Source organism: Dyella silvatica (assembly GCF_026283955.1).
Taxonomy (GTDB): Bacteria; Pseudomonadota; Gammaproteobacteria; order Xanthomonadales; family Rhodanobacteraceae; genus Dyella_C; species Dyella_C silvatica.
Genome location: NZ_JAPDPE010000023.1, coordinates 16930 through 40544 on the forward strand (window position 1 = coordinate 16930; position 23615 = coordinate 40544).

Here is a 23615-nt window from a genome sequence, read left to right on the forward strand (position 1 = left end):
GTATGAACGCTATTGACGCATCCGTACCGGTATTTCTCGACAGCAACGTCAAGATCGAGCCGCTCACTTTTCGCTGGTACGCCTGGAGCCACCTGGTTTCGCCGGTATCGCTGGCGCTCAATCTGGCGTACCGGTATCTGCCTATGTTGAAGTCCTTTATCGCCAATCCCGGGGTACACGAGGCGGCGGCAAAAAATCCGAAGATGCTCGGCGGCTCGTTTCTCGAGTTACGGCAGCAAGACATCGGCCAGGTGCGCGCGTTGCAACAGACCATGCTCCAGCAAGGGGCGGCTTTGCTGGGCTTCGCCGATGACCTGCTGGCGCTCGATCGCCAGCTGCATAAAACCGAAACCGGCTTCAGCCTGGATCACCTGTACAGCAAGCTGCCGGCCTCGCTCGCCGGCATGGTAGAGGCCGGCTACGATCTCAATAACCGCTCGTCGCTGCGTATTGCCGAGGAGCTGGCTTACCACGATGCGCAGCTGTCAGTGCCGGCGCAAGAGATCGGTTTCAGCCGTACCCGCGACGACATGCGCAACTTCTTCTTGAACACCCCCAGGCTCGAAACGCAGGAGCGGCTGATACTGCCGGCGGCGTTTGCTCACGCTTGTTTCGACCTGCTTTCAGCCAGCCGCATCACCCCGGTGCCGTTCGGCGAACTGGCGGATGCACTGGGCGCGGATGCGGCGGTACGCGAACGCCTGCGTGGTTACTTTCAGCTTGAGCCGCCGCCGCGCAACGCGCCGGAGTTTCATGGCGAGGGCGTGCGTTTGCGCTACTTCGGGCACGCCTGCGTGCTTATTCAGAGCAACGAGGTAAGCATCCTGGTCGATCCCTTTCTCACCTGGGACCGTGACGATGCCGAGGGGCGGCTTACTTTTCACGATTTGCCCGACCATATCGACTACGTTTTTTTCACCCATAACCATCAGGATCATTTCAGCATCGAGGCGCTACTGCAGTTGCGCAATCGTATCGGCACCATCCTGGTGCCGAGAAATAATGCCAACAATCTGGCCGATCCATCGATGAAACTGACCTTGCAGGGGATCGGTCACGACAAGGTCCGAGTCATGGATCCGATGGATCGCGTCGACTTTGCCGGCGGCCGGCTGACCAGCCTGCCTTTCTATGGCGAACATGCTGTACCGGCGCATCATCCAGCGTGTTGGACGCATAGACTGCCTTTTCATCGGCATGGAATGCGACGGGGCGCCGCTAAGCTGGCTTTATGGCCCCTACCTGAGCAACCCGATCAGCCGCAAGGATGACGATTCGCGACGGCTGTCGGGCTCCGACAGCGAACACGCCTGGGCTATCGCCGAAGAATCCGGCTGTAGCCAGGCTTTTGTCTATGCCATGGGGCAGGAGCCGTGGCTGCGCTTTGTGGTGGGTTTGCAGTACACCCCGCAAAACAAGCAAATCATCGAGTCGGACAAATTCGTCGCGCGTTGTCGCGATGCCGGGATTCCCGCCGAGCGTTTGCATGGCTGCCGCAGCATGATTTTCTAAGCCATGGCCCAGCACGGGAATGAGCCCGCGCGATGCTGGCCGGAGAAGGGAGGCGTCGAGGCTCCCTTCTCCTGGACCATGCAAGCAGGTCAGGCCTGCGGAGCGGCCTCATCTTTGGCGCTACATGTTTTGACCGGTGTCGGCGACAAGGTTTTCCCATTGGTCGTCCAGCAGTCGTCAAATACCGAGCAGTAGCAAATCTTGAAGCTGACATCCTCGCGTGCCAGGTCCAGTTTGCTCCAGGCCAGCCGGGTTTCGTCGGAGCCGGGAACGCTCAGCACATTGACCGCTTCACCGGCTCGCACCACCCCGAAATCGGCGTCATTCGAAGAGGAGTAGGGCAGTTTTGCGGTGCCGGGAACATTGCAGCAATCGTCGAGGAATTTGCCCCACTGATGAATGCTTGCTCCCTTGTAGCGAAGTTCCGAGCTGTAGATTTTTGCCGGACCTACACCGGCATTCTTCACTGTTAGCAAGATCACTCTCTTGCCGTTATCTCCTTCATTGCTGGTAGTCACCTGCAAGAAGGGCCACGAATTGGCTTGCACCAGCTGTGCGTTCGCATTGGCCATCTTCTCCATCGTGTGCCCATGCAATACGGCGATAGCGAGCGATATCAGCGACAGGAACAGCGCCGATCCGGCAATAATCAAGTCGATCTTATGGTGGCCGGTCTTGCGCGGCTCCGGCGGCTCTACGTCAAGCAACATGGTGATTCCCCCTGAACGATTCTTGATGTTAGCCGAAGGCCATGCGTTATCGCAGACTTTGCCGGGCTTGCAGTCAAAAGTAAAAGACGCCTGGTGCGAACCAATAAGGCGTGGGAATCCCGTCACTCAACGGTAAGCGGCAGTCGGATACTGAAGGGTCGGCAAGTGAGGTTTCTTTGCGGTAACCCGGCTCGATGATCGGCTCGATCCAGGTCAGTCGTCGCGGTCTGATGGCGCCCTGTATGGCGGATGGTCACGCGATGCGAACGCCATGACCTTGCTGGCCACAAACGCTACCGAAGCCCGCGCCACCTCGGCGGCCAGGGCCGATTTATAGGGTGAGCCGATGCTGTGCGCCGCACTAGCGAAGGGCATGGCTTGCTTGAGCGCCGGGGCCGTGCCGAGTGCGTCGAACATATCGAGCATCGCGGCAACCGATGCTGTCTGATCCTGCTCGCCGTCTGGAGCACGATAGAAACCGAGATAGACCGGGCAAACGACACGCGGCCAGGGCGGGGCGTGAGCAAAGGAGTCAAGCAAGCTTCTGAGTGCGCGGTAGCCATCCGGATGCACGGTTTGCGACCAGTACGCCAACACGTCCGCTGTCCTGGGCCGAGGGTCGGTCACCGGCTGGTGTGCCGCGCAAAGCTGATCTAGTAATACAGGATGGGCCGGACGAACACCCGGCGACCACGCCACTACGGCAGCCACCTCGGCGACTCGAACCGATGCCAGCCAGAGTCCCAGCGAAGCCCCCAGCGACGAGCCCACGATGACCACGTTGTCACCTAGTTCAGCAGCCTTCGATAGTGCGCTTAGCGCGGATGCTTGCAGTAGATCCAGGGTCAGGCCCTGCAGGGCATCGGGCGACCGTAATCCATGTCCCGGCCACCGATGGATGTACAGGTTGGCATCGAGTTCGGCAGCCATGCTGTCTGGCAGGTCGCCGCACTCGCCAGGGCTGGCGGTGAAGCCATGTAAAAAAAGCAGGGCCACTTCGGTGCGCACATTTTCGCCGCGCCGCCAGCACACCCTGGCTTCGTTTCCTGGCTTCACATCGGTGGGAACCAGATCATTGCATTGCGGCATGTCGTTTCATCATGTCAAGGGCTCGGAGGTATGGCTCGATTTAGCAAGGTAGCTCGGCGTGCTTTGAGACGACAAGAATCATGTTCATGGAGATGTTCCTGGCTGAGGGGTGCGGGCCACGTTTGTTTCGCCGGTCTTGCGCAATCGATACGAGATCAGCAGCTGAAACGCGGCGGGGATGACAAGCATGGATAACAACGGCGCGGTAACCATGCCGCCGATCATCGGTGCGGCGATGCGCTGCATGACTTCGGAGCCGGCTCCGTGGCCAAGAAGAATCGGGAACAGGCCGGCGAGGATCACCGCCACCGTCATCGCTTTGGGCCGCACACGCTGCACGGCACCCTCGCGAATCGCGGCGTCCAGCGCGGCGGGGCCGGCCTGCGGATCAAGCGCGAGGTGTCGCTGCCAGGCTTGGTCCAGGTACAGCAACATCACGACGCCGAACTCGGCGGCGACACCGGCGAGGGCGATAAAGCCGATCATGGTTGCCACGGACACGGCATGCCCCAGCAGCCAGATCAACCACAGGCCGCCGACCAGGGCGAGCGGCACGCTGGCCATGATCATCGCGGCTTCAATCGCGCGACGAAACACCGCGTAGATCAGCCCGAAGATGATGACCAGCGCGATCGGCACCACCAGCTTGAGGCGTTGCATGGCACTGGCCAGATATTCGAACTGACCCGACCACGCCACCGTGATGCCCGGCGGCAGCGTCACTTGCTGTGACACCGCGCGTTGCAGATCGGCAACGACGGCGCTGAGATCACGGCCGCCGGTATCGCCGCTGTTGGTGTCGCCGCTGTTGGTATCGATGTAGACGTAGGTGGCCAGCTGGCCGTTCTCGCTCTTCAACATCGGCGGTCCCACAGCCAGCGTAATGTCGGCGACCTGGCCGAGCGTGAGTTGAGCACCATTGGCGGCGACGATGGGTAACTGCCGCAAGGCCGCCACCGAATCACGTGCGAGGCGCGGATAGCGCAGCACGATCGGATAACGCTCCCGCCCTTCGACGGTCTGGCCGATCGGATCGCCGCCCACCAAGGTCGCGATCAGTGCCTGCACTTGCTGTTGGGTCAACCCATAGCGCGCTGCGTCATCGGGGCGAATATGCACATCGACGTAGCGGCCGCCCGCCGCGCGCTCGGCGATCGCGGAGCTGACCCCGGGTACTTTCCTGGCCATGGCTTCGATTTGATCGGCCACCGTCTGCAAGGAGGATGGATCGGGTCCGAGCACCTTGATGCCGATCGGGCTTTTGATGCCCGTCGCCAGCATGTCGATGCGATTGCGGATCGGCGGCACGAACAGATTGGTCAGTCCCGGCACGTGCACGGCCTTGTCCAGCTCGAGCTTGAGCTTGGCCATCGTCATGCCTGGCCGCCACTGATGCTTCGGCTTGAAGGTGATGGTGGTCTCGAACATTTCCAGCGGCGCCGGATCGGTGGCGCTCTCCGCGCGTCCGGCCTTGCCGAATACGTGATCGACCTCGGGCACGGTCTTGATCATGCGATCAGTGAGCTGCAATAACTGCGACGCTTTGCCGGCGGACAAGCCCGGCAAGGCGGTCGGCATATACAGCAGCGTGCCTTCGTCCATCGGCGGCATGAATTCGCTGCCCAGCCGGCTCAAGGGCATCGCGGCGCTGAGCAGCAGGGCAGCGGCCAGCATCAAGGTTGCCTTTGGATAACGCAGCACCGCATTCAAGATCGGCCGATACAGCGCCATCAGGCCGCGATTGAGCGGGTTGTCGTGTTCGGCGCGGATGCGCCCGCGCACTAGATATCCCATCAATACCGGCACCAGGGTCACGGCAAGTCCGGCTGCCGCCGCCATGGCATAAGTCTTGGTGAAAGCGAGCGGCTTGAATAGCTTGCCTTCCTGGCCTTGCAGCGCAAACACCGGCACAAACGACAAGGCGATAATCAACAGGCTGACGAATAGCGCGGGCCCCACCTCGGTGGCCGACTCGCCCACCAGCGCCCAGCGCGCGGCGCCCTGGGGCTCCTGCCCATCGTGGGCGTCGCGCCAATGTTCCAGGTGCTTGTGGGTGTTTTCGATCATCACCACCGCGGCATCGACCATCGCACCGATCGCGATCGCGATGCCGCCAAGCGACATCAGGTTGGCCGAGACGCCTTGCAGATGCATCACGATAAAGGCGGTCAACACACCTAAGGGCAGGGTGATCACGGCGACCAGCGCCGAACGCAGATGGCCGAGAAACAGGGCGCAGACCAGCGCGACGACGAGGAATTCCTCCAGCAGCTTGCCCCACAGGTTCTCCACCGCCGCATCGATCAGCTGCGAACGATCGTAGGTCGGCACGATCTCCACGCCGGCCGGCAGGCTGTGTTGAAGTTCGGCGAGCTTGGCCTTGACGGCGGCAATCGCCGCCTTGGCGTTCTTGCCAGTACGCAGCACGATTACGCCGCCGGCGACTTCGCCCTGGCCGTCCAGTTCGGTGATGCCGCGGCGGAAGCTGGGGCCGCGCCGTACGGTGGCGACATCGCGCAGCAGTACCGGCACGCCGCCAGCGTTGGCGGTGATCGGTACGCGCTCGAAATCCTCGCGGCTGCGCAGGTAGCCTTCGCTGCGCACCATGAATTCCGCCTCGCCTTGCTCGATCACCGAGCCACCGTTCGCACCGTTGGCGGCGCGGATCGCCTCGATGAGTTGGGTCACCGTGATGCTGCGGGCGGCGAGTTGCTGCGGGTCGGGCACGACCTGCCAGGCGCGCTCCATGCCACCCAGACTCGCCACTTCGGCGACATCCGGTACGGTCTTGAGCTGGTAGCGCAGGAACCAATCCTGCAGGCCACGCAGTTGACCCAGATCATGTTGCCCGGTGCGATCGATCAAGGCGTACTCGTAGATCCAGCCCAGGCCGGTCGCATCCGGGCCCAGCGTCGGACTCACGCCTGCGGGAAGGCGATCGCGTACCTGGCTTAAGTACTCCAGCACGCGCGAACGCGCCCAGTAGAGATCCGTGTTGTCGTCAAACAGTACATAGACGTAGGAGTCGCCGAAGAACGAGTAGCCACGAACCGTCTTGGCCCCCGGCACCGAGAGCATGGTGGTCGCCAGCGGATAGGTGACCTGATCCTCGACCAGCTGAGGCGACTGGCCCGACCAGTTGGTGCGGATAATCACCTGGGTGTCGGATAGATCCGGCAAGGCATCGATCGGTGTGTGCAGCGCGGCGAATACGCCGGCCAGGGCCAGCGCCAACGCAGCCAGCAGCACGAACACGCGGTGCTTGATCGCTGCACGGATGAGCGCGGCGATCATGGTTGTTCTCCTGGCATGTTCATACCGGACATCGGCGCGCTGGTCGCGGCTGCCGGCTTCGGCATGGGGTCATTCAAGCGCTCCAGCGCGCCCGACAGACTGGCTTCCGAATCGATCAGGAACTGACCGGACACCACCACTTTCTCGCCACCGATGAGGCCATCGAGAATTTCGGTATAGCCACCCGCTGCACGACCGATGCTTACCGCCACGGCGCGGAAGCGTCCACCGTCTTCGGCGACGATGACCCGGGTGTGATCACCGGTGGCGATCAGCGCATCGTCGGGCACCACCGGTACGGCCTTGCCGGGTGTGGGGTCGAGCTGCACGGTGGCAAACATGCCGGGGCTTAACGCGCCCTGCGGATTGGCCAGCACGATGCGCGCACGCTGCGTACGGGTGGTCATGTCGATATCGGGCAGCAAGGTTTCTACGTGGCCGCGAAAGACTTGCCCTGGTAACGCATCGACGCGGACGGTCACGGGTATATCCGCATGCACCGTGCCGGCTACAGCCTGCGGCAACGCTGCCTCGACCCATACCGTGGACAGCCCGTTGATCGTCATCATGGTCTGGCCGGCAGTGACGCGCTGCCCCTCGCGCACATCCAGCGTGCTGATCACGCCGGCCTGAGGGGCATGCAAGGTGATCTGGCCGCCGCGCCCTATCGCACGAGCATCCATCGACGACAGGCCGAGCACCTGCAGGCGTTGTTGCGAGGCAGCGCGCAAGGCTTTGGCTTCGGCCGACTGTACGTGCTGCAAGGCCTGGGATTCGGCCACGGCACTGCTCCACTGCGGCGCGAGTACATCGGCCAACGGAGCACCCGCGGCAATGCTCGTATACGGTGCACGCACATACAGCTTGCTTACCACCGCGTCTACGCGGGCACTGACGATCACCGCCTGGCGCAGATCCCAGCTGACCGTGCCGGGCACTTGCACCGTCGCTGCCAACACCCGGCGCTCGACCGGTGCCGTGCGTATGCCGAGGTTTTGCACGGTCGCGGCATCGATGCGTACCGTGTTGGTGTCGGTACCGCCATCGGCGTACTTCGGCACCATCTGCATGCCCATGGATGACAGCCCTGGCTTATCTGAATGCTGTTCCGGCAGCATCGGGTCGTACCAATAGAGCACCTTGGCGCTTGCCGCAGGCGCTGGCGACGCGGTGCTATCTGGATGGTCCGCGGATGATGCTGCCGCATTGCCATGGTGGCGACCTGCCCAATACGCACCGATCGCGGTAACCAGCAACCCCGCAAACACGGAGGGAATCAACAGTGCGCGTTTCATGGGGTATCCCCTTCAGGCAGCAAGTAGGTCAGGGCTGCCCAGGCGCGGCCGTATTCGGTCAGCATGCGGGCGTAGTCGGTGTGGTGAGTGATTTCATCGCGACGCGCTTCCAGCAGCGGCTGGATATCACCGCCACCGCGATAGGCCGCCAAGGCCAGCGCGGCACGATCGTTGGCTTGCGGCAGTAGCTCGTTGAGATGACGACGCGTTTGCTTTGCCAGTGCGTCCCATTGCGCCCAGGCCGCTTGCACGGCTTCGGCTTGCTGCCGCCGTGCATCATCGTGCTCGGCACGAACCGCATCGAGATCGGCGGCACGCGCGCTGATGCCGCGGTCCTGCCGATTGCGCGTGAACAACGGCAAGCTCACCCCGAGCTGCAGCGACACCATGTCGGACAAGCCTCGAACACGGGAGCCGTAATTCAAGCCGACGTTCCACTCGGGGTGTTTCTCGGCTCGAGCGATCGCCAGGGCAGCTTCGGCGGCGCGTTCGCGTGCTGGCCAGTCCAGCAGGTTGCCTTGTTGATCCAGACTGGTCAGCAAGCTGCGCTCGTCATGGGCGAGCAGGCTGAAGTCGGGCGCGTCAGCGAGTGGTTGATTGACTGGAGCGCCGAACCATCGCCCTAGGGCGGCTCGTGCCTGGGCCTCGCGCGAGCTTGCGTCGTCAATGCATGGCGAGTACGTCGGCGGCGGAGCCGGTGCCGCCGCGCAAGCGTGCTTCGGCCACCACCACGTCCACCGCCCACTCGCGCCGCATGGCTTGCAGCATCTCGCCCTCATGCTGCGCGCCCCATGCCGTAATCCAGGCCGCCGCCACTTGCTGCTCGATGGCCAGGCGAGTCATCGCTGTCGTCGACGCGGCTTGATCGACATTGGCCCCGGCAGCCTCACGCTGGGCCTGTCGCTTGGCTTGCGACGGCAGCACCTGACTAAGCCCGACGGTGCGCATGGTCATGCTGTCACCACCGGCGGTAAACGCACCTGGCCCTTGGATGGCCAGGTTGTCGATACCCACGGTGAGTTGAGGATCTGGCAAGGCGCCGGCGCGCCCAGCCTCCTCATGGGCGGACGTCTGCTGGGCACGTCGCGCCTGCAGCAACGGCGCTTGAGCAACGGCTTGCCGCGTCGCGGCCGCAAGTGTCAGGGCCTTCGCGGGGTCATCCGCCCAGGCCTGGGTGGCGAAGAAAAACATGGCGGCCGACAACCGGCACAGCCAGCGGCGTGCCAGCAAGGCACGCGTGCACATTCGATGCGAAAACATGGAAGGCTCCGATCACAAAACCGTATGGGCCATGCACGCAGGCATGACCATCGAGTGGCTAGCGATCGAGGGCTAAATCAGCAGGGTGCAGAACCGCAGCGTGGGCGGTAGATCGGGCGGGCGCAACGCGAGGTCTGGCAACGTGACATGCTCAGGTGCATGCGCGATCGTTCCCAGCAGGGTAGGCGGTACGGGAGGCAACAGCAGCGGCGGAACCATCGGTACACGCGCATCCGGTGTCGAGGTCGTGTTGTTGCTGCAGTGTTCCGCGCATCGAGCATCCAGACTCGAATGGATTTGCTTGGACGCGGATGGCGCTTTCGAGGCCGCCGCCATGGCGGCACAGTCACCGGTCAAGGCCGTATTTGCCGGTGCCGCCGGTAGCGGACAGATATAACTCGCCATGGCCAGCTGTTGAAACAACAGGCAAAACAGCACGGTCGCTATCCAGAGGATACGCTGACGGCGGCTGAGGTGGTGGCGCTTGGACATGGTGCGCGCATCATAGCGCAGCTGGATCTGGGTCCTGTCAAGGGGTGATGAAGTGGCAGGGTGCTTTCTGCTGAGTAAGGGGCATGGAGATTTCCATGCCCCTCACGATCACGCCCCTCACGATCATGAAAGGCTACTTAAATAAAACGGATGCTAAATAAAACGGAGGTGGCCGTCGGCTTGCTGGCCACGACGTGCATCACTGCGAAGTGAATGTCTGGAATGGTGAGACATACAACGATACGTCGGCAAAACACACTCTGCCGCTGGTCGTGTTTCCAAAGCGATCAAGCCCATCCCACATTGAGGGAAACCAAGTGACTCCGGTCACCGTTTTCAGTTGCGAACCGCCATTCGTCCAATAAAGATTGCTCATGCCACCCTGGCAATCGGCGAAATAGACCGGGCCGAAGCCGGCGCCGGTAATCATGATTTCCGCCCCGGTGATACGTGCCGCAGGGCCGGGGGTACCGCCCTGCGCGGCACTGGTCGTGCCATGCCACGGCAGGCTGGCTGCCACCACGGTGCCGGCCACGCCACCGCTTCCCGCGGCCTGCCCGCATTCTTGCGAGAAAGCCACGCTATCGATGGTGAAGGTGGCATCGAGCGGATTGAGATTGGCATGCGCACTAAATGTGCAACTTGCCGAATACTCGGCCTGTTGCGAGCTGGCGTTGACCACGGCCAGGCTGATCGCGCCGGTCAAGTAAGTGCCGCCACCCGGTGCCACGGACTCACTGGCGATCGCCGGCGTGACGACGGCGGAAGCCAATGCAAGTGCATAAACGCTGCGAACGATCTGCTTCATCATGAAGAATCTCCTTGTTCGTATTCCTGCGTTATGAAATGTGATTAACCGCCATGTTTTAAGCGTGCCGCGAAGCTTTCGTCGGCACTCTTTAGTTATCGACTTACAGTTTATTTCCCCAGATGGGCTTACGGTCAGCCGATACATGGCCGCGTGATTCTAGTGGCACGGATTGCCCATTTCCATGATCTGCGTAGCGGTCGTCGCTCGATGGCAAGAGCGCGCTGGCAAGGCGTATACGTGAATGGCTGCGAGCTTGTCACAAATAGGGTCGACAGATTACCGCTGGAAGACAGTCGCCCGAGCGAGGGCTGCCGGTTTGCTTTTCGATGCCAAGTGCGGTTGCACGTTTGGATGGCTGGATTCGATATCGATCGAGGCGAGTGGCGCTAGCTATCAATCAGGTTTTGGTGACGTTCGGCAGCAGCTGCTTGACGGCCTCGCGCACCGATTTTCTGAGGTTCACCGCGCCTTCAAGGCTGCTCCACAAACGGAGCTCTTGCAGGCTTGGATGATCGACCAGGCAGCGGAAGGCGTCGACGTCGAGCTGTGGCATGCCTGCGATGGTCAGCCGGCGCAAGGCAGGTGCGGCCGCTACGGCAGAGAGCGCGGTAAGACTCTTCATGGTCTCGAGGGTTACTTCTTCGAGACGCGTCAGCGAGTCCAGGCGCGGCAGTGAGGTGACGTTGCGCATCGAATCGAGATCAAGCCGCCTGAGGGGCTTGAGCTTGGCCAGGATGGATAAATCGTCCAACAGGTTGACCCGCAGCAAGTTGAGTGTTTCCAGCTTGGGCAGATCCGCCAGATGTACGAGATTCCGTGTGCCCCCCAGCAACAGGCTTAGGCTGCTCAATTCGCCTAGCGGCGCCAGGATGGAAAGGTTCGGCAGCGTCATGCGCCGCAGCGCCAGCGAAGTGAGTCGCGTGAGGCGACTGATGCTGCTTATGTCTTTGCTATGGCCTTCCAGAAAAAGTGTCTCGAGCGTGGGCATGCCTTGTAGGAAATTTAGCGAATGCCGTTTTTTTGTGCTGCCAAAACTGAGCAGCTCGAGATGGCTTTGCAGATACGAAAATCCGCTGATGTCCTCGAGGTTCCACAAGTGCACGCTCAGGCGCCGCACGTCGGGGAAATACTTGAGGAACTCAAGATCTGCGCCTGGCCAGCTGTGAAAGTGAAGCGTGATTTCAGGGCGTCCCTGGAGCAGGTCTGCCACCTTCTCCAAGTCGGCGGCTGGCATCGGCAGCTTGACCGCGATTCGCGTGCATTCAGGGCCTAAGGGTTCAAACGAATTCCGATCGTGACCGAAGGAGCGATTGCGCTCGGGGCCTCGAGCTGGCTTGCCGTTGTCGTTCATCAAGCCACCGTTCGCGAACCGTCAGTAGGATTAAATACAAGGCCAGAGATTTTGCCGCGCTGAAGAGTAAACGATATCTGCGCAGCTTTAGTCACGCCGTACTTTTAGCGGGTGGCTGTCATCGTAGCCGCTGGGGTAGCGGGTTGCCGTGCCCAGGCAACAAGAGCCAGCCGACCGGGCGTTATTCTGCTATCGGGTCACTGAGTGGCGCGATCCTGGTCAGACGCGGTGGTGGCCAAACCTGGACAAGACGCCGCGGCATGTGGGTCACCCATAACGGCGACCTGGTCCCGCTGGACGCCTTCTGCCGGGGTTGCCCAAAGCCTTCCGCGAGCGGCGCAGTCGGCGGCATAGTCAAACAGCCGCTGCAAGCTCTTCGGACGGAAATCGGCAAAGCTGTGATCTGGATAGTCTGCCGGTATCACGGCAATGCGAAGATGCATGTGATGCTCTCTTGCCACGCTGTCGATAAAGGCAATGGTTTCCTTGGTTTTGTACATCAATTGCGCCGAGAAGCTTCGGCCGAGCAACTGCGGAGTCTGCAGCGATGTTCTATGCGGTGGGCTGGCCAGTTGGCTGTTGACGATCACATAGACGTTCGAGTCGTTCAGCTGATCGAGACTCGTCGATACGATGTCGGCGACCAGCGGGGTGATGAACAAGGGCGTGGTCACGCTGCCATCCACATGCAGTTCGTCGTAGGAATGAAGCCCATCGCTGACGTGGATGATGACCGGTGGAAACATGCCTGGCACGCTTGCGGAGGCGACCAGCACATCGCGAAATAGCAGCCTGGCCGCAGCGTCGCCGCGCGCGGCGATAACCCCCATATCCCAGAGCACCGTTTCGCGCTTGTCGAGATCAGTCGTGGCGATGATCAGCCTTCGCCCTTTCAAGGTTTCGGCGGCCACCGCAGCGACCATCTCCGGGGTGACAAAGTGATCCACGAGTTCGTACAGCCGCCCGTGGTTTGCCATGCCGGAAGGAAAGGCCAGCCGGGCCAGAAAACTCGATGTCGCCGAATGTATCAAGTAACTCCGCTCACCGCCGAAGGCATCTTGCAGTGCCGGATCCCATGCGGGGCCGAGGAACGCAAACGGCGCGATCAAGGCGCCGGCACTCACTCCGGTAACCAGCTGAAAATCGGGACGGGCGTTCCCTCGGCTCATGCCGGCGAGGGCGCCGGCGCCAAACGCACCACCGGAGCCGCCGCCCGACAACGCCAGGATATTTACCGCGCCGCCATGTGCGGCGCGTCGCAATCCTTGAATAAGCGGCGGCGAGCTGGTGGAAAAGCGGGACCGGTCGGTGGTGACAATACGTACGTTGGCATCGAAGCCGACAGGCAAGGCGCTGGAGATGAGTGTCGGTGGCGGCGGCTGACGGCTTTGCGTGACGCAACCGGCCAGCAGGACCAGGCATACTAGGGAAAGCAGTGACTTGCCGATATGCATGGGTGTTCCTTGAGCTCGCAACGCTACTTTCGGTAGCGCTCATTTTGTGGGTACCTGCACCCACGGCGAATAGACGAGCTATGTCGCCTATCCGCCGTGGGTGTGCCCTGCAATGCCATTCGGTGGTCGAACGGCGCCATCATAGATCCTGATGGCGCCTCTATCCCGGGTACTTTTTTTCCTGCTTGATTCATCCCGCTTGGTCGGCACGCGATACCCGAGGTGTCGGCCCGGCAGCACGCACCGACGTCGCCGCGCTGTTGCCCTTTATTTGACCTTGGCGGCGGCTTCGATGAGCTTCACGACCACGGCCGGTTGCGACACATAGATGGCGTGGCTGCCCTTGGTGTTCATGACGGTGGCGTTGGCGCGCTTGGCCATGGCTCGCTGCGCTTCCACCGGAATCATGTGATCGCCGTCAACCACCAGATAAAAGCTGGGCTTGGATTTCCATGCCGGCGTGGAGATCGCTCCGCCAAGCGCAGCGACATTCCACGGCACCTGAGAGTCGGCCATGAACTGGGCTGCCTTCGGCGGCAGGTCGCCGGCAAACGCGGCGGCGAACTTGGCATGGTCCAGCATCAGCCAGCCGTCCTTCGGCGGAAGGATCGGCGGCACCGGCGCGCCGGGTGCCGGGTGCGAGATCAGCGTCTGCACCGATTCGCCGGCGTCGGGAGCGAACGCGGTGATGTAGACCAGTGCCTTGACGTTGTCGGCGCTGCCCGCCTCAGTAATGACGGCGCCGCCATAAGAGTGGCCCACCAAGATGACCGGGCCGGTCTGCTGCTCCAGCACTCGGCGGGTAAAGGCTACGTCGTCGGCCAGCGAGCTGGTCGGGTTCTGCACGATGCTGACGTTATAGCCGTCCTTGGTCAGCAGGTTGTAGACCTGCTGCCAGCCGGAACCGTCGACGAAACCACCGTGGACGAGCACGACATTTTTGACGGCGGGTGAGGCCGGGGTGGGTTCGGCGGCATAGGCGCCAGCGGCCAGGGACAGGGCGGCAACCGCAGCGAGCGCAAGGGTCTTCAGTTTCATGGGATTCTCCAGCAGCGGGTAGTGATACGGGTCGGTGTTTCGTCGGAGGGGCGGGTGAACCAGCCTTGGAACACAGATTGCCGTCTGCCTTTTGCGCGCACCATCGGTTGAATGACCGAGGCCTGCGCGGGAGTGGCGGCGCTAGACTTCCCATCCCTTGTCTACCGGCCATGAACGCCATGGATGACTCTGCCGTTGCCCTGCTGGATGTGATCCGCTCGCTCGCCTTCGTGGGCGACCTCGCCATGGGCCAGCCTACCGATCACTCGCCGCGGGCCGGGTGGATGGCCGGACAACTCGCCCGCGAAGCCGGTGCGGATGACGCCGCGTGCATGCTGTACCGCTAATGCGCCGGAGTTCGCCCAGCTGTTCGGCGACGACGTCAGCGGTCGCAAGGCCTTGCTCGCGATCCAGTCCCCTGGCAGTGGCTTTCGTCACGGCAGCCGCGGCAAGGGCTCGGCCTTTCTCTCACTGTCGCGTATCCATTGCGAAGTATCGGGCGACATCGCCGCACAGCTGCAACTGGATGACGAAACCCAGTTCGCGTTGCAGCATCTGTTCGAAAGCCATGACGGCACGGGCGCACCGGATGGCCTGCGTGGCGATCAGGTTCCCATGGCCGTCTATATGGCCTCGCTGGCCGGTGACCTCGACATCTTCCATCGCTTGTACGGTATCGAGCGGGCATGCCGGGTCATCGATGAGCGGGCCGATGTGCTGTATCCGCGAAGCCTCGCAAACGTGTTATTGAAGCACGCGCAGCCGTGGCTATCGGCGCTTGAGCAAGACCCGACATGGTCCGGCCCATGCTCGCTGGACGCGACGCTGGCAGGTCGCACGACCTCGCTGGAGATCCTGGCCCATGTGATCGACTTGAAGCTGCCCTGGATGACCGGGTATTCGCGTGACGTAGCTCAGCTGGCGCGTCATGCCGCGCGCCAGCTGGGGCTGAACGAAGCAAGCCAGCAGCGTGTTTATCGGGCTGCGCTGATCCACGGCATGGGGCGGGCCTCGGTACCTAACATGGTGTGGGACACGCCGGGCCGGCTGGCGCAGTCAGCGTGGGAGCGGGTGCGACTGGTGCCGTACTGGACCGGCCGCGCCGCGCGCCAGATCGGTTCGCTGTCAGGTGAGGCCGAGGTCGCATCGTATGCCTATGAGCGGCCGGATGGATCGGGTTACTTCCGCGAAGTGAAAGAAGTCAGCATCCCGTTCGAAGGGCGCATTCTCGCGGCGGCGGCGGCGCTGGTTTCACTGCGTGCGGCGCGCCCCTGGCGCGAGGCGCACACGGAACACGCTGCCAGCCAACTGCTGATGGCCGAGGCCCAGGCAGGCCGCTATGACGTCGACATTGTTCGCGTGCTTGTGGCCAGGCCAGGTGCTTCAGCTGCCAGGTTGCCAGCGGCGCCATCGGCCGGTCTTCTTACCGAGCGTGAGCGGGACGTGCTTCGCTGCATCAGCCTGGGCGCAAGCAACAAGCTCGCCGCACAGAAGCTCGCTATCAGCCCCAGCACCGTGCGCACCCACGTTGAAAGTGTATTCCGCAAGCTGGAGTGCTCAACGCGTGCGGCCGCTACGCTAAAAGCGACTCAGCTGGGCTTGCTGTAGCGCTAGGGCTTGCAGAAGCAATAGTGGTAAGTGGTGACAATACGTACTTTGGCTTCAAGACCGATAGGTAATGCGCGTGAGATGAGTGCAGGGCGTATACGGTTTTGAGTGCGGTCTTGCGTGATGCAACCCACTGGCAGGGCCAGACAGGCCAGGGAAGGAAGCGACTTGCCGATGGGCCTGCGGGTTCCTCGTACTTGCAAGACTTACGTTCTGTAGTGCTCACTTTGTTGGTACATGCATGTTCGAGCAAATCGTCGAGATGGCTTTTTGCTGTATCGACCGGGTGAGTCTTCAAAACCATTTAGATTGTGAGTACATGTCGTGAATTTTTCAGAAAACACGAACTATCTGGATTACATGAGGCTCTTTGGGGCTGAAGATTATCCTGAGGCCAGAGCTGCTTTGATGCGGTCCATACAGGACTTCGGCGATACGACCTATCAAAAGGCTTTCTTGTTGAAACGCGTAGCCGATATCTTCTTTCTTGAGGGCGAGATAGATAGGAGTCTCGAATATTACCTTTTATCCGAAAAGGCGGACGCGAGCTCACTACAGCCTAAGCTACATTTTGCCATGTTCATGGCACATCAGCTTGGAGCCTTCAAGGAGGCGATAGATAAGTGCAATCAAATATTGTCAGCCGCAAAGAGCCATCCCTTTGAAGAAGCTGAGGATGAATTTGGAAGCGACTACTATGCAGCCAAGGTGGCCGAAATAAAGCAATTTTGTGAGGCGGAAATCGCAGGAAAATAAGCCGGAACAGTCGATCTCAGGGATGGAGGTCGACGGCTTTCCTGCTCCATAGAGGGCCTGCTCTGTGGTGGACGGCCCTGAACTGGGCGAGGACATCCAGTGGCTGGGTAGCCACGGATCGACACCAGCACCTTGCCTTTCACTGTTCGCATCAGAGATTAACCACGCTCATGTTCATGGTGATCGGAATCGCCATGATTAAAGAGAGCGAGGTTTTACGCAGATTTCTGTACAAATGTTTAGTGAGTCGACACGGACGGCTATTTGCGTGACATGGTTTATTTTCGGATTCCTTGGCCGGTACGCCGAGGAATCCGAGCATCAACGCCATCGGCGATTCAGTCCCGATAACTCGTACTCGTAGCGGGACAGTCGTCGCCTCATCGCGGATATAGCCCTCACTTGGCGACCTGGCTGGCGCGAAACCCGATGGATCCGACGCTGAGTTTTTTGCGTCGCAGCGTGACAGCTTGAGTCTTCAGCGCGTTAATCCGCCCCAGGGGATTTAGATCGATCCAAGTCAAGAGTGATCCTGGTCACATAGTGGCCGTGAGGGATCTGAATGACTTTGAGAGGGGCGGGGAGGGGCTAGGGACGCGCGCATCAGGCGGCGCCCGGGATGTCGCTGCTTTCCGTCAAACCGGTTGAGGGTCTGGGGAAGTCGCCGCATGAAAGCAGAAGCCGTCTGTATTCCTGTGATCGCAAGCCCACGCGCCATATGCGCGCGGGCTGTTGCCAGTGGCTGGGATAGCCGTTATGGGGCGGGCGGCAGCAGGTTCTGGCGATTCGCGCCATCCGTCGACCGACGACTGCAACGACGGCAGCCATTGCCTTATAGCGCGCGCGTTCGCGGCTTTGGCCTCGCCCATCTGCCCGGCGCCGATGGCGCCATCGCCAGCGGCGGCCTGCTGCTTGAGCGGGGTGAGGTCTTCGCCGCCGTAGATCCAAGACCTTAAAAACAGCTATCGCCGACGCACGGAGTGGCTGTCGGCTGCTGAAAATTTAGATCGATCCTAGTGAGAGGGAGGGGCACGCCAATAGCCATGAATCGCGCATAGCAGCAGTGATGGGGGATCACCGCGCCGACTCCTGAAGGGCGCACATCTGAGGGGAATCAAGAAAAATGACTTACCTGCCACACGTGTTTACGCACAAGCCGTTGTACCTCGCGCTCGCCTTGGCGACCCTGTCATTTGGCGGCTGCCTGGGCATGCCCGCGGCTGCCTTTGCGCAGGCAGCTGCGCCGGCTGCCACGCCAGCGATCACAGCACCGGCAACACCGGCGCCCGATAGCGCAACGGCAAGGCCTGGCGACAAGAACAAGCCAGCCGATAAGGATAAGAAAGGAAACCCGGCCGATCCGACCAATCTGCAGGCGGTCGTCGTCACCAGCTATCGCCAGTCGATCAATCAGAACATGGAGGACAAGCGCGATTCCAACTCCATCGTCGAGGTGATCAACGCGCAGAACATCGCGCAGTTTCCCGCCAAGAACATCGCCGACGCGCTGGCGCATGTGCCCGGCGTGGTGATCACGCGCGAATCGGGCGAAGGAAAAACCGTCAGCATTCGCGGTCTTGCTCCTGAGCTGACGCTTACCGAGTTGAACGGCAACTACGTCGCCTCGGGCGATACCTCGGCGGGCCTGACGCGCTCGTTCAACTACACGCTGATGCCGGCCAATATGTTTTCGGATATCAAGCTTTACAAAAGCCTGGAAGCGCGTCTGGACGAAGGCGGCATCGGCGGCAACGTCGACCTGCGCACACGTCGTCCGCTGGAGATGAAGGCGAATGACGGCTTCGTTTCGGTCAACGGGGCGGGTTCCGACAATAGCGGCAAGATCACGCCACAGGGCTCGGCGCTGTGGTCCTGGAAAAACAAGGATGAGACCTTTGGTGTCCTGCTCGCCGGCTCATATCTGAAGCGCCGGGATGTCGATTACACCGCCAACGCGTCAAGCTGGCACTGGTGGGACAACAACTGCACCGACCACGCCACTTGCACCTCGCAGCCGGTGGACGTGCATCACCAGCAGTATGGCAGCGCGGTGTCGCCCAACCTCGCGCTATGGCCGGGTGGCGGCGTGACCGACCAGGCCGGCAATAGCTATTCGGGCTACTGGATGCCGCAACAGTTCGCCACCAGTCAGAACCAGCTGGATCTGAAGACCAAGGGCGCTCAGGCGACTCTGCAGTTCAAGCCCAGCGACCACTTGCTGCTGACCGGCAACTACTTCCGCTTTCAGCGGCAGCAGACCCAGATCACCAATACGCTGGAAGTTCCCGAGTGGGGCTTGCCTACGGGCAGCTACGCGGACCAGCAGGGCCGGCTGCTCGCTGCCAATGGCCTGAGCTTCGACCCGTCGCACACCATCGTCACAGGAGCGAACTATGTGCTGCCGCCTGCGGGGCGTGGTTGTAACTCGCTGACCAATCCCGTCACCGGCGCGCAACGGCAAGCGGTCGATGTCTGCTCCACCGAGATACCGTGGCTTAACGGCAACTACTCGGTCGAAAAGACCACCTCGCAAACTCTCAACCTCGAAGGCGAATGGGATAGCGGCGGCAGCCTCAGCGGGTCGTTCAACCTCGGCCGTACCTGGGCGACGGGCGGTCCCTCGGTGGAGCTGGGCATGGCCGCCAAGCCGCGCAACTTCGTCAACGGCCAATGGCTGGACGGCAGCAACGGAGCCGCCTGGACATTGAACGGCAAGCCGACCCTGACGACCTCGCCCGATGTGCTGCGGAACATGCTGGCCGGCGGCGGGCAAGTGGATCTTGGTTCGACCGGCTCCAACATGGTCAATACCAGCAATTCGCAGAATTTCGCCCAGCTGGATTTCAGCTGGGCCTTCGAAGACAGCTGGATGAAATCGCTGCAGTTCGGCGTGAAATACCGCGACAACCACGCCGAGCAGCAGAGCAACGAGCTGCGCTGGTATTGCAAGGGCACGACCTTGCAGTTCCAGACCTGCGATCCGAATGCGGGCCAGCTACCGGCGAGCTTCCTCATGCCGAATTCGCTGGACGGCCAAACACAGGCCTACAACGACAACGCCTTCCCGGCGATCAATTTCCCGGCCTACTACAACCACCTCAACTCCAGCTACGACCGAGTGCTCTACAACCACCCCGAAGACAAATCCACGATCAAGGAAAAGATCTCGGCCGCCTATGTCCAGGCTAACTTCGATACCGGCACGCTGCGCGGCAACCTGGGCCTGCGCTTTGTCAGTACCCAGCAGAATCTGACCGTTGCCGATCAAATCACCACGAACAACGCGGTGTACTACCACGACACCGGCGGCAACATCCTGATCTGTCCGACCACCGGCGTGAACGTCGCCGGCGGTCCCTGCGCGCCCGGCGACTTCCAGTACCTGCCGCGCGAGCAGTCGGTGATCCAGACGTACTCCAATGCCTCCACCTCTAAGCGATACAACAAGCTTCTGCCGAGCTTCAATATCGCCTGGACCCTTCCGCATGACATCGTGCTGCGCGCCGCCGGGTCGCAGGCGATGTCCCGCGCCAACTACACCGACCTGGCCCAGCTCGGCAGCCTCACCAATAACACTCAGGCGTACTACAACGACCGCAAGCAGTTCGGCGCACCGCTACCCGGGTGGTACGGCAGTGGCGCCAATGCCGACCTGAAACCCTTTACCGCCACCCAGTTCGACCTGGCGGGCGAGTGGTACTACGCGCCCGAGGCGGTGGTCGGCGTGGACCTGTTCCAGAAGAAGGTGAAGAACTTCGTCGTGCCGGTCACCGTCAACAACATTGACGTGAACGTCGGTGGCACGCAGCAGAACTTCATGCAGTACAGCACCAATGCCAATGGCCGCTCGGGCACATCCAAGGGGGTGGAGATCTACACCCAGCACACCTTTAAGACCGGCTTTGGCTATATCGCCAACTACACGCTCAACAAAACCAACGAAACCCCCGTCACGCTTGGCGATACACAGGTGGGCAAGTCGGAGTTGATCGGCAGCGCCAAATTCGCGGCCAACCTTTCGTTGTTCTATGAAAAGAATGGATTGCTGCTGCGCGCCACCAGCAACTGGACGGGCCGGACCATGCAAGGGCTGTCGTCGGGTCTGCCGATCTACACCGAGCCCTATCACCAGCTTGATCTGAACGGTGACTACGAGTTCAACAAGCACATGATGGTGACCGCGTCGATCATCAACCTGACGCGCTCCACGCCTCATCAATATCTGGGCGGCGATACGACGGCGCGGCTGTACCTGCTCGAATATGCCGGACGTCAGTACTACGTGGGCTTTACCTACAAGTTCGGCGATGGTGGTTGAAGACCGTGCTGACGGGGCCGGGCTTTGTGCTCGACCCCGTGACCGATCTGCCGTTCGCGTTTGCTCTTCCTGCGGGTCTCCTGCTTGCCGCAACGCAGAGCGACGGTCGTCTTCATTGCTCCCAGGCCAAGCCCATGAACTCAGCGCTTACACCTCTATGCCGTCGCGGCTTATCGAGCCGGCCCGCGGTTGTTGCCCTAGCCCTGGCGATCGCGGCGCTGGGAAGTATCGCCGCGGGTCATGCCAAGCCTGTCGATACGCTTGCGCCCGCGAAGCCAGCCGTCGATCAGGCCAACCCGCTAGTCGGTACCGCGCCGTTGGACCGGCAGGCACTGATCGGCAACGCACCACCGCCGGGCGAGCCTCTGTATTCAGGCATGACATCGCCCGGCGCAAGCCTGCCGCAAAGCGCGACCGAAGCCGCGCCGGTCAACGTCAATGCCGATCTCAGCTATCCCACCGGCGTCCCTGTCTCCTATGGCTATGGCCGTCCGACGATGATCGGTTTTACTGGTGGCGGTGCGACCTACGGCGCTCGCGCGGCACCGATGCTCATGCCGGTAGTGGGCGACTGGACCGTGCCGCCGGACTATACGCAGTCGATTTACGACAAGGCGAGCGAGCAGGCCTCGCCGGGCTATTACGCAGTAACCCTCGATAGCTTCCGCACCCGGGTCGAGCTGACCGCAGCGCAGTGGACCAGCCTGATGCGCTTTACCTTTCAGGCCAGCCATCGATCGAATGTGATCGTCAATCTGCGCCGCGCGGGCGGCAATGTGGAAGTGGTGGGCGACCGCATCCTGCGCGGAGTCTCCACAGGGGCGGCCGATGAGGACGATGCGGGCGGCTCCTGGTTTGTCGCCGAGTTCTCGCGGCCGTTTGCCGGCTTTGGCACTTTCCACGCGAATCGGAACGACAACAGCGAAGGGCTTGGCGACGAAGACGTGCAGGCCGGCCGACGCAAGGTGTCCGGCCATTACGCCGGTGCTTACGTCACCTTTGACACCAAGGCTGGCGAGCAGGTGCTGGTGCGGATCGCCCACGGCCACAGTGCCGACGAGGCCGAGCAGCGCTTGCGTGCCGATGACAACGGCTGGGATTTTGAGCGTATGCATGCCAGGGCACGTGCGGCCTGGGCGCAACTGTTCGATCGCGTCGAAGTGAGCGGCGGCACGCCGAAGCAACGCATGTTGTTCTACTCGACGCTGTACCACGCCTTCGCCAGCCCGCGTCTGGTCGCACGCAAGGGCGAGCGCATCATTGGCGCGGATGGCCGCGAGCAGATGGCCGCCTACGACCGCTACGGGCCGGTGCCTTTCTGGGATACCGGCCGCAACCAGATCACCTTGCTGATGCTGCTTGAGCCGGAGGTCGTGCAGGACATCATGCGTTCCGAGCTGGACCGCGCGCGCGAACACGGCTACATGGACACCTCGTTCCATGGCGATCATGCCGTGTTCCTCTACGATGGCGCGTGGCAGCGCGGTATTCCATTCGACTACGCCGCTGCGTACGAGTATCTGCGCAAGAACGCGACCGATCCTCACGGGCCGCGCGGTTACCTCGCCGAATACATGAAGAGCGGCTGGATCTCTGACATCGTTCCCGCGGGGAATCCCAGCCCGCCTTATGCGGGCGGCAAGGCGGGCGTCGCCACCACGCTTGAATACGCCTGGGACGACTACGCGCTGGCCGATGTCGCGCGCCGGCTCGGCAAGACCGACGACGCGCACATGTTCATGCGCCGCGCGGCGAACTACCGCAAGGTATTCGATCCGTCAGTGGGCTTCTTCCGTGGCCGCAGCGAAGACGGCCAGTGGATGTCGCCGTTCGATCCGGGTGAGCCGTACTACAACTTCATGATGAAGGAAGCCTCCGGCTGGTCCACGCTGTGGCTGGTGCCGCATGACGTGCAGGGCTTGATGAATCTGCTTGGTGGGCGCGAAGCGTTCAATACCAAGCTCGATGCCTTCTTCACTACGCCTTACACGGCCAAGGGCATCTGCCGCGACTGCACCGGCCTGATCGGGCAATACGTGCATGGCAATCAGCCAGATCAGCAGGCGGCCTATCTGTATGCCTGGAGCGGCCAGCCCTGGAAGACCCAGGCGCTGACCCGTCGCATTCTCGCCGAGCTGTATGGCAGCGATGCCAGCGGCTACGGCTTTCCCGGCATGGACGACCAGGGCTCGACCTCGTCCTGGTATGTGCTCAGCGCCATGGGCTTTTATCCGGTCGATCCGTCCAGCCCCGATTACATCATCGGCAGTCCAATCTTCGACCAGGTTCGCCTGCGCATGGGCAACGGCAAAATCTTCCAGATCGTCGCGCGCAATAACTCGGCCGAGAACATCTACATTCAGTCCGCCACGCTCGACGGCAAGCGCTGGAGCAAACCCTGGTTTAGCCATGCCGACATCGCCAACGGTGCCACGCTGGTGCTCACCATGGGGCCCGAGCCCAACAAGGCCTGGGGTACCGACGCGAACGATGCGCCGCCTTCCATGTCGGCTGCGGGCGAAAGCCATTGAGGCATGGCGTATGACGAACAGCATCAAGGCAGGCAGCGCAGTCACGTGGATGGGCATGGTCTTGGCTGATGGCGGTGGCGCGCGGACTATTCCGGG

At 61.7% G+C, this 23615-nt stretch carries 20 protein-coding genes; 8 read left to right on the forward strand and 12 right to left on the reverse strand.

Annotated features, from left to right (window positions below; translation table 11 throughout):
• Positions 1-2: 2 nt before the first annotated feature.
• Both OUZ52_RS06695 and OUZ52_RS06700 read left to right on the forward strand, forming a co-directional pair.
• On the forward strand, positions 3-1271 hold the full coding sequence (locus OUZ52_RS06695; RefSeq protein ID WP_266157606.1) for an MBL fold metallo-hydrolase: 1269 nt from the start codon (positions 3-5) through the stop codon (positions 1269-1271).
• Positions 1198-1512, forward strand: a complete 315-nt coding sequence (locus tag OUZ52_RS06700) for a hypothetical protein (RefSeq protein ID WP_266157607.1) — start codon at positions 1198-1200, stop codon at positions 1510-1512. Before OUZ52_RS06695 ends, OUZ52_RS06700 begins: the two co-directional genes overlap by 74 nt.
• 89 nt (positions 1513-1601) lie before the next feature.
• Here the strand turns inward: OUZ52_RS06700 and OUZ52_RS06705 are convergent, their stop codons facing one another.
• From OUZ52_RS06705 to OUZ52_RS06755, 11 genes are all read right to left on the reverse strand, one after another.
• Positions 1602-2222 carry a hypothetical protein gene (locus tag OUZ52_RS06705; protein WP_266157608.1) on the reverse strand — a complete coding sequence of 207 codons (621 nt, stop codon included), beginning with the start codon at positions 2220-2222 and terminating at the stop codon, positions 1602-1604.
• A gap of 213 nt (positions 2223-2435) precedes the next feature.
• A complete protein-coding gene (locus OUZ52_RS06710) occupies positions 2436-3311 on the reverse strand; it encodes an alpha/beta hydrolase (protein WP_425493807.1) in 876 nt (291 codons plus the stop codon).
• Between the two features lie 84 nt (positions 3312-3395).
• Positions 3396-6605, reverse strand: a complete 3210-nt coding sequence (locus OUZ52_RS06715; protein ID WP_266157609.1) for an efflux RND transporter permease subunit — start codon at positions 6603-6605, stop codon at positions 3396-3398.
• Positions 6602-7900 (reverse strand): efflux RND transporter periplasmic adaptor subunit, encoded by a 1299-nt coding sequence (locus OUZ52_RS06720; RefSeq protein ID WP_425493808.1) that lies wholly within the window; start codon positions 7898-7900, stop codon positions 6602-6604. The genes OUZ52_RS06715 and OUZ52_RS06720 overlap by 4 nt, the downstream gene beginning before the upstream one ends.
• Positions 7897-8442, reverse strand: a complete 546-nt coding sequence (locus OUZ52_RS06725) for a TolC family protein (RefSeq protein ID WP_266157610.1) — start codon at positions 8440-8442, stop codon at positions 7897-7899. Before OUZ52_RS06725 ends, OUZ52_RS06720 begins: the two co-directional genes overlap by 4 nt.
• 121 nt (positions 8443-8563) lie before the next feature.
• Positions 8564-9160 carry a TolC family protein gene (locus tag OUZ52_RS06730; RefSeq protein ID WP_266157611.1) on the reverse strand — a complete coding sequence of 199 codons (597 nt, stop codon included), beginning with the start codon at positions 9158-9160 and terminating at the stop codon, positions 8564-8566.
• Positions 9161-9232: 72 nt separating this feature from the next.
• Entirely contained in the window at positions 9233-9652 is a 420-nt protein-coding gene (locus OUZ52_RS06735) for a hypothetical protein (RefSeq protein ID WP_266157612.1), read from the reverse strand.
• A gap of 199 nt (positions 9653-9851) precedes the next feature.
• A complete protein-coding gene (locus OUZ52_RS06740) occupies positions 9852-10463 on the reverse strand; it encodes a hypothetical protein (protein WP_266157613.1) in 612 nt (203 codons plus the stop codon).
• A gap of 397 nt (positions 10464-10860) precedes the next feature.
• Entirely contained in the window at positions 10861-11673 is an 813-nt protein-coding gene (locus tag OUZ52_RS06745) for a hypothetical protein (protein WP_266157614.1), read from the reverse strand.
• A gap of 338 nt (positions 11674-12011) precedes the next feature.
• Entirely contained in the window at positions 12012-13268 is a 1257-nt protein-coding gene (locus tag OUZ52_RS06750; RefSeq protein ID WP_266157615.1) for a patatin-like phospholipase family protein, read from the reverse strand.
• Positions 13269-13535: 267 nt separating this feature from the next.
• The gene (locus OUZ52_RS06755) at positions 13536-14306 is read right to left on the reverse strand and encodes an alpha/beta hydrolase (protein ID WP_266157616.1); all 771 of its coding nucleotides are present in this window, start codon (positions 14304-14306) and stop codon (positions 13536-13538) included.
• A 179-nt stretch (positions 14307-14485) separates the two neighbouring features.
• Between OUZ52_RS06755 and OUZ52_RS06760 the strand changes: the two genes are divergently transcribed.
• The 3 genes from OUZ52_RS06760 to OUZ52_RS06770 all read left to right on the forward strand — a co-directional run bounded on the left by OUZ52_RS06760 (position 14486) and on the right by OUZ52_RS06770 (position 16670).
• Positions 14486-14653, forward strand: a complete 168-nt coding sequence (locus tag OUZ52_RS06760) for a hypothetical protein (protein WP_266157617.1) — start codon at positions 14486-14488, stop codon at positions 14651-14653.
• Positions 14625-15914: an HD domain-containing phosphohydrolase gene (locus OUZ52_RS06765; RefSeq protein WP_266157618.1), complete on the forward strand. Its 1290-nt coding sequence runs from the start codon at positions 14625-14627 to the stop codon at positions 15912-15914. The genes OUZ52_RS06760 and OUZ52_RS06765 overlap by 29 nt, the downstream gene beginning before the upstream one ends.
• A gap of 324 nt (positions 15915-16238) precedes the next feature.
• A complete protein-coding gene (locus tag OUZ52_RS06770) occupies positions 16239-16670 on the forward strand; it encodes a hypothetical protein (RefSeq protein WP_266157619.1) in 432 nt (143 codons plus the stop codon).
• 398 nt (positions 16671-17068) lie between these two features.
• Here OUZ52_RS06770 and OUZ52_RS06775 read toward each other — a convergent pair whose 3' ends face one another.
• The gene (locus OUZ52_RS06775) at positions 17069-17194 is read right to left on the reverse strand and encodes a hypothetical protein (protein ID WP_266157620.1); all 126 of its coding nucleotides are present in this window, start codon (positions 17192-17194) and stop codon (positions 17069-17071) included.
• Positions 17195-17338: 144 nt separating this feature from the next.
• Between OUZ52_RS06775 and OUZ52_RS06780 the strand changes: the two genes are divergently transcribed.
• The 3 genes from OUZ52_RS06780 to OUZ52_RS06790 all read left to right on the forward strand — a co-directional run bounded on the left by OUZ52_RS06780 (position 17339) and on the right by OUZ52_RS06790 (position 23519).
• The gene (locus tag OUZ52_RS06780; protein ID WP_266157621.1) at positions 17339-17626 is read left to right on the forward strand and encodes a hypothetical protein; all 288 of its coding nucleotides are present in this window, start codon (positions 17339-17341) and stop codon (positions 17624-17626) included.
• A gap of 167 nt (positions 17627-17793) precedes the next feature.
• Positions 17794-20988 carry a TonB-dependent receptor gene (locus OUZ52_RS06785; protein ID WP_266157622.1) on the forward strand — a complete coding sequence of 1065 codons (3195 nt, stop codon included), beginning with the start codon at positions 17794-17796 and terminating at the stop codon, positions 20986-20988.
• A gap of 134 nt (positions 20989-21122) precedes the next feature.
• Positions 21123-23519 (forward strand): GH92 family glycosyl hydrolase, encoded by a 2397-nt coding sequence (locus tag OUZ52_RS06790; RefSeq protein WP_266157623.1) that lies wholly within the window; start codon positions 21123-21125, stop codon positions 23517-23519.
• The last annotated feature ends 96 nt before the right edge of the window (positions 23520-23615 follow it).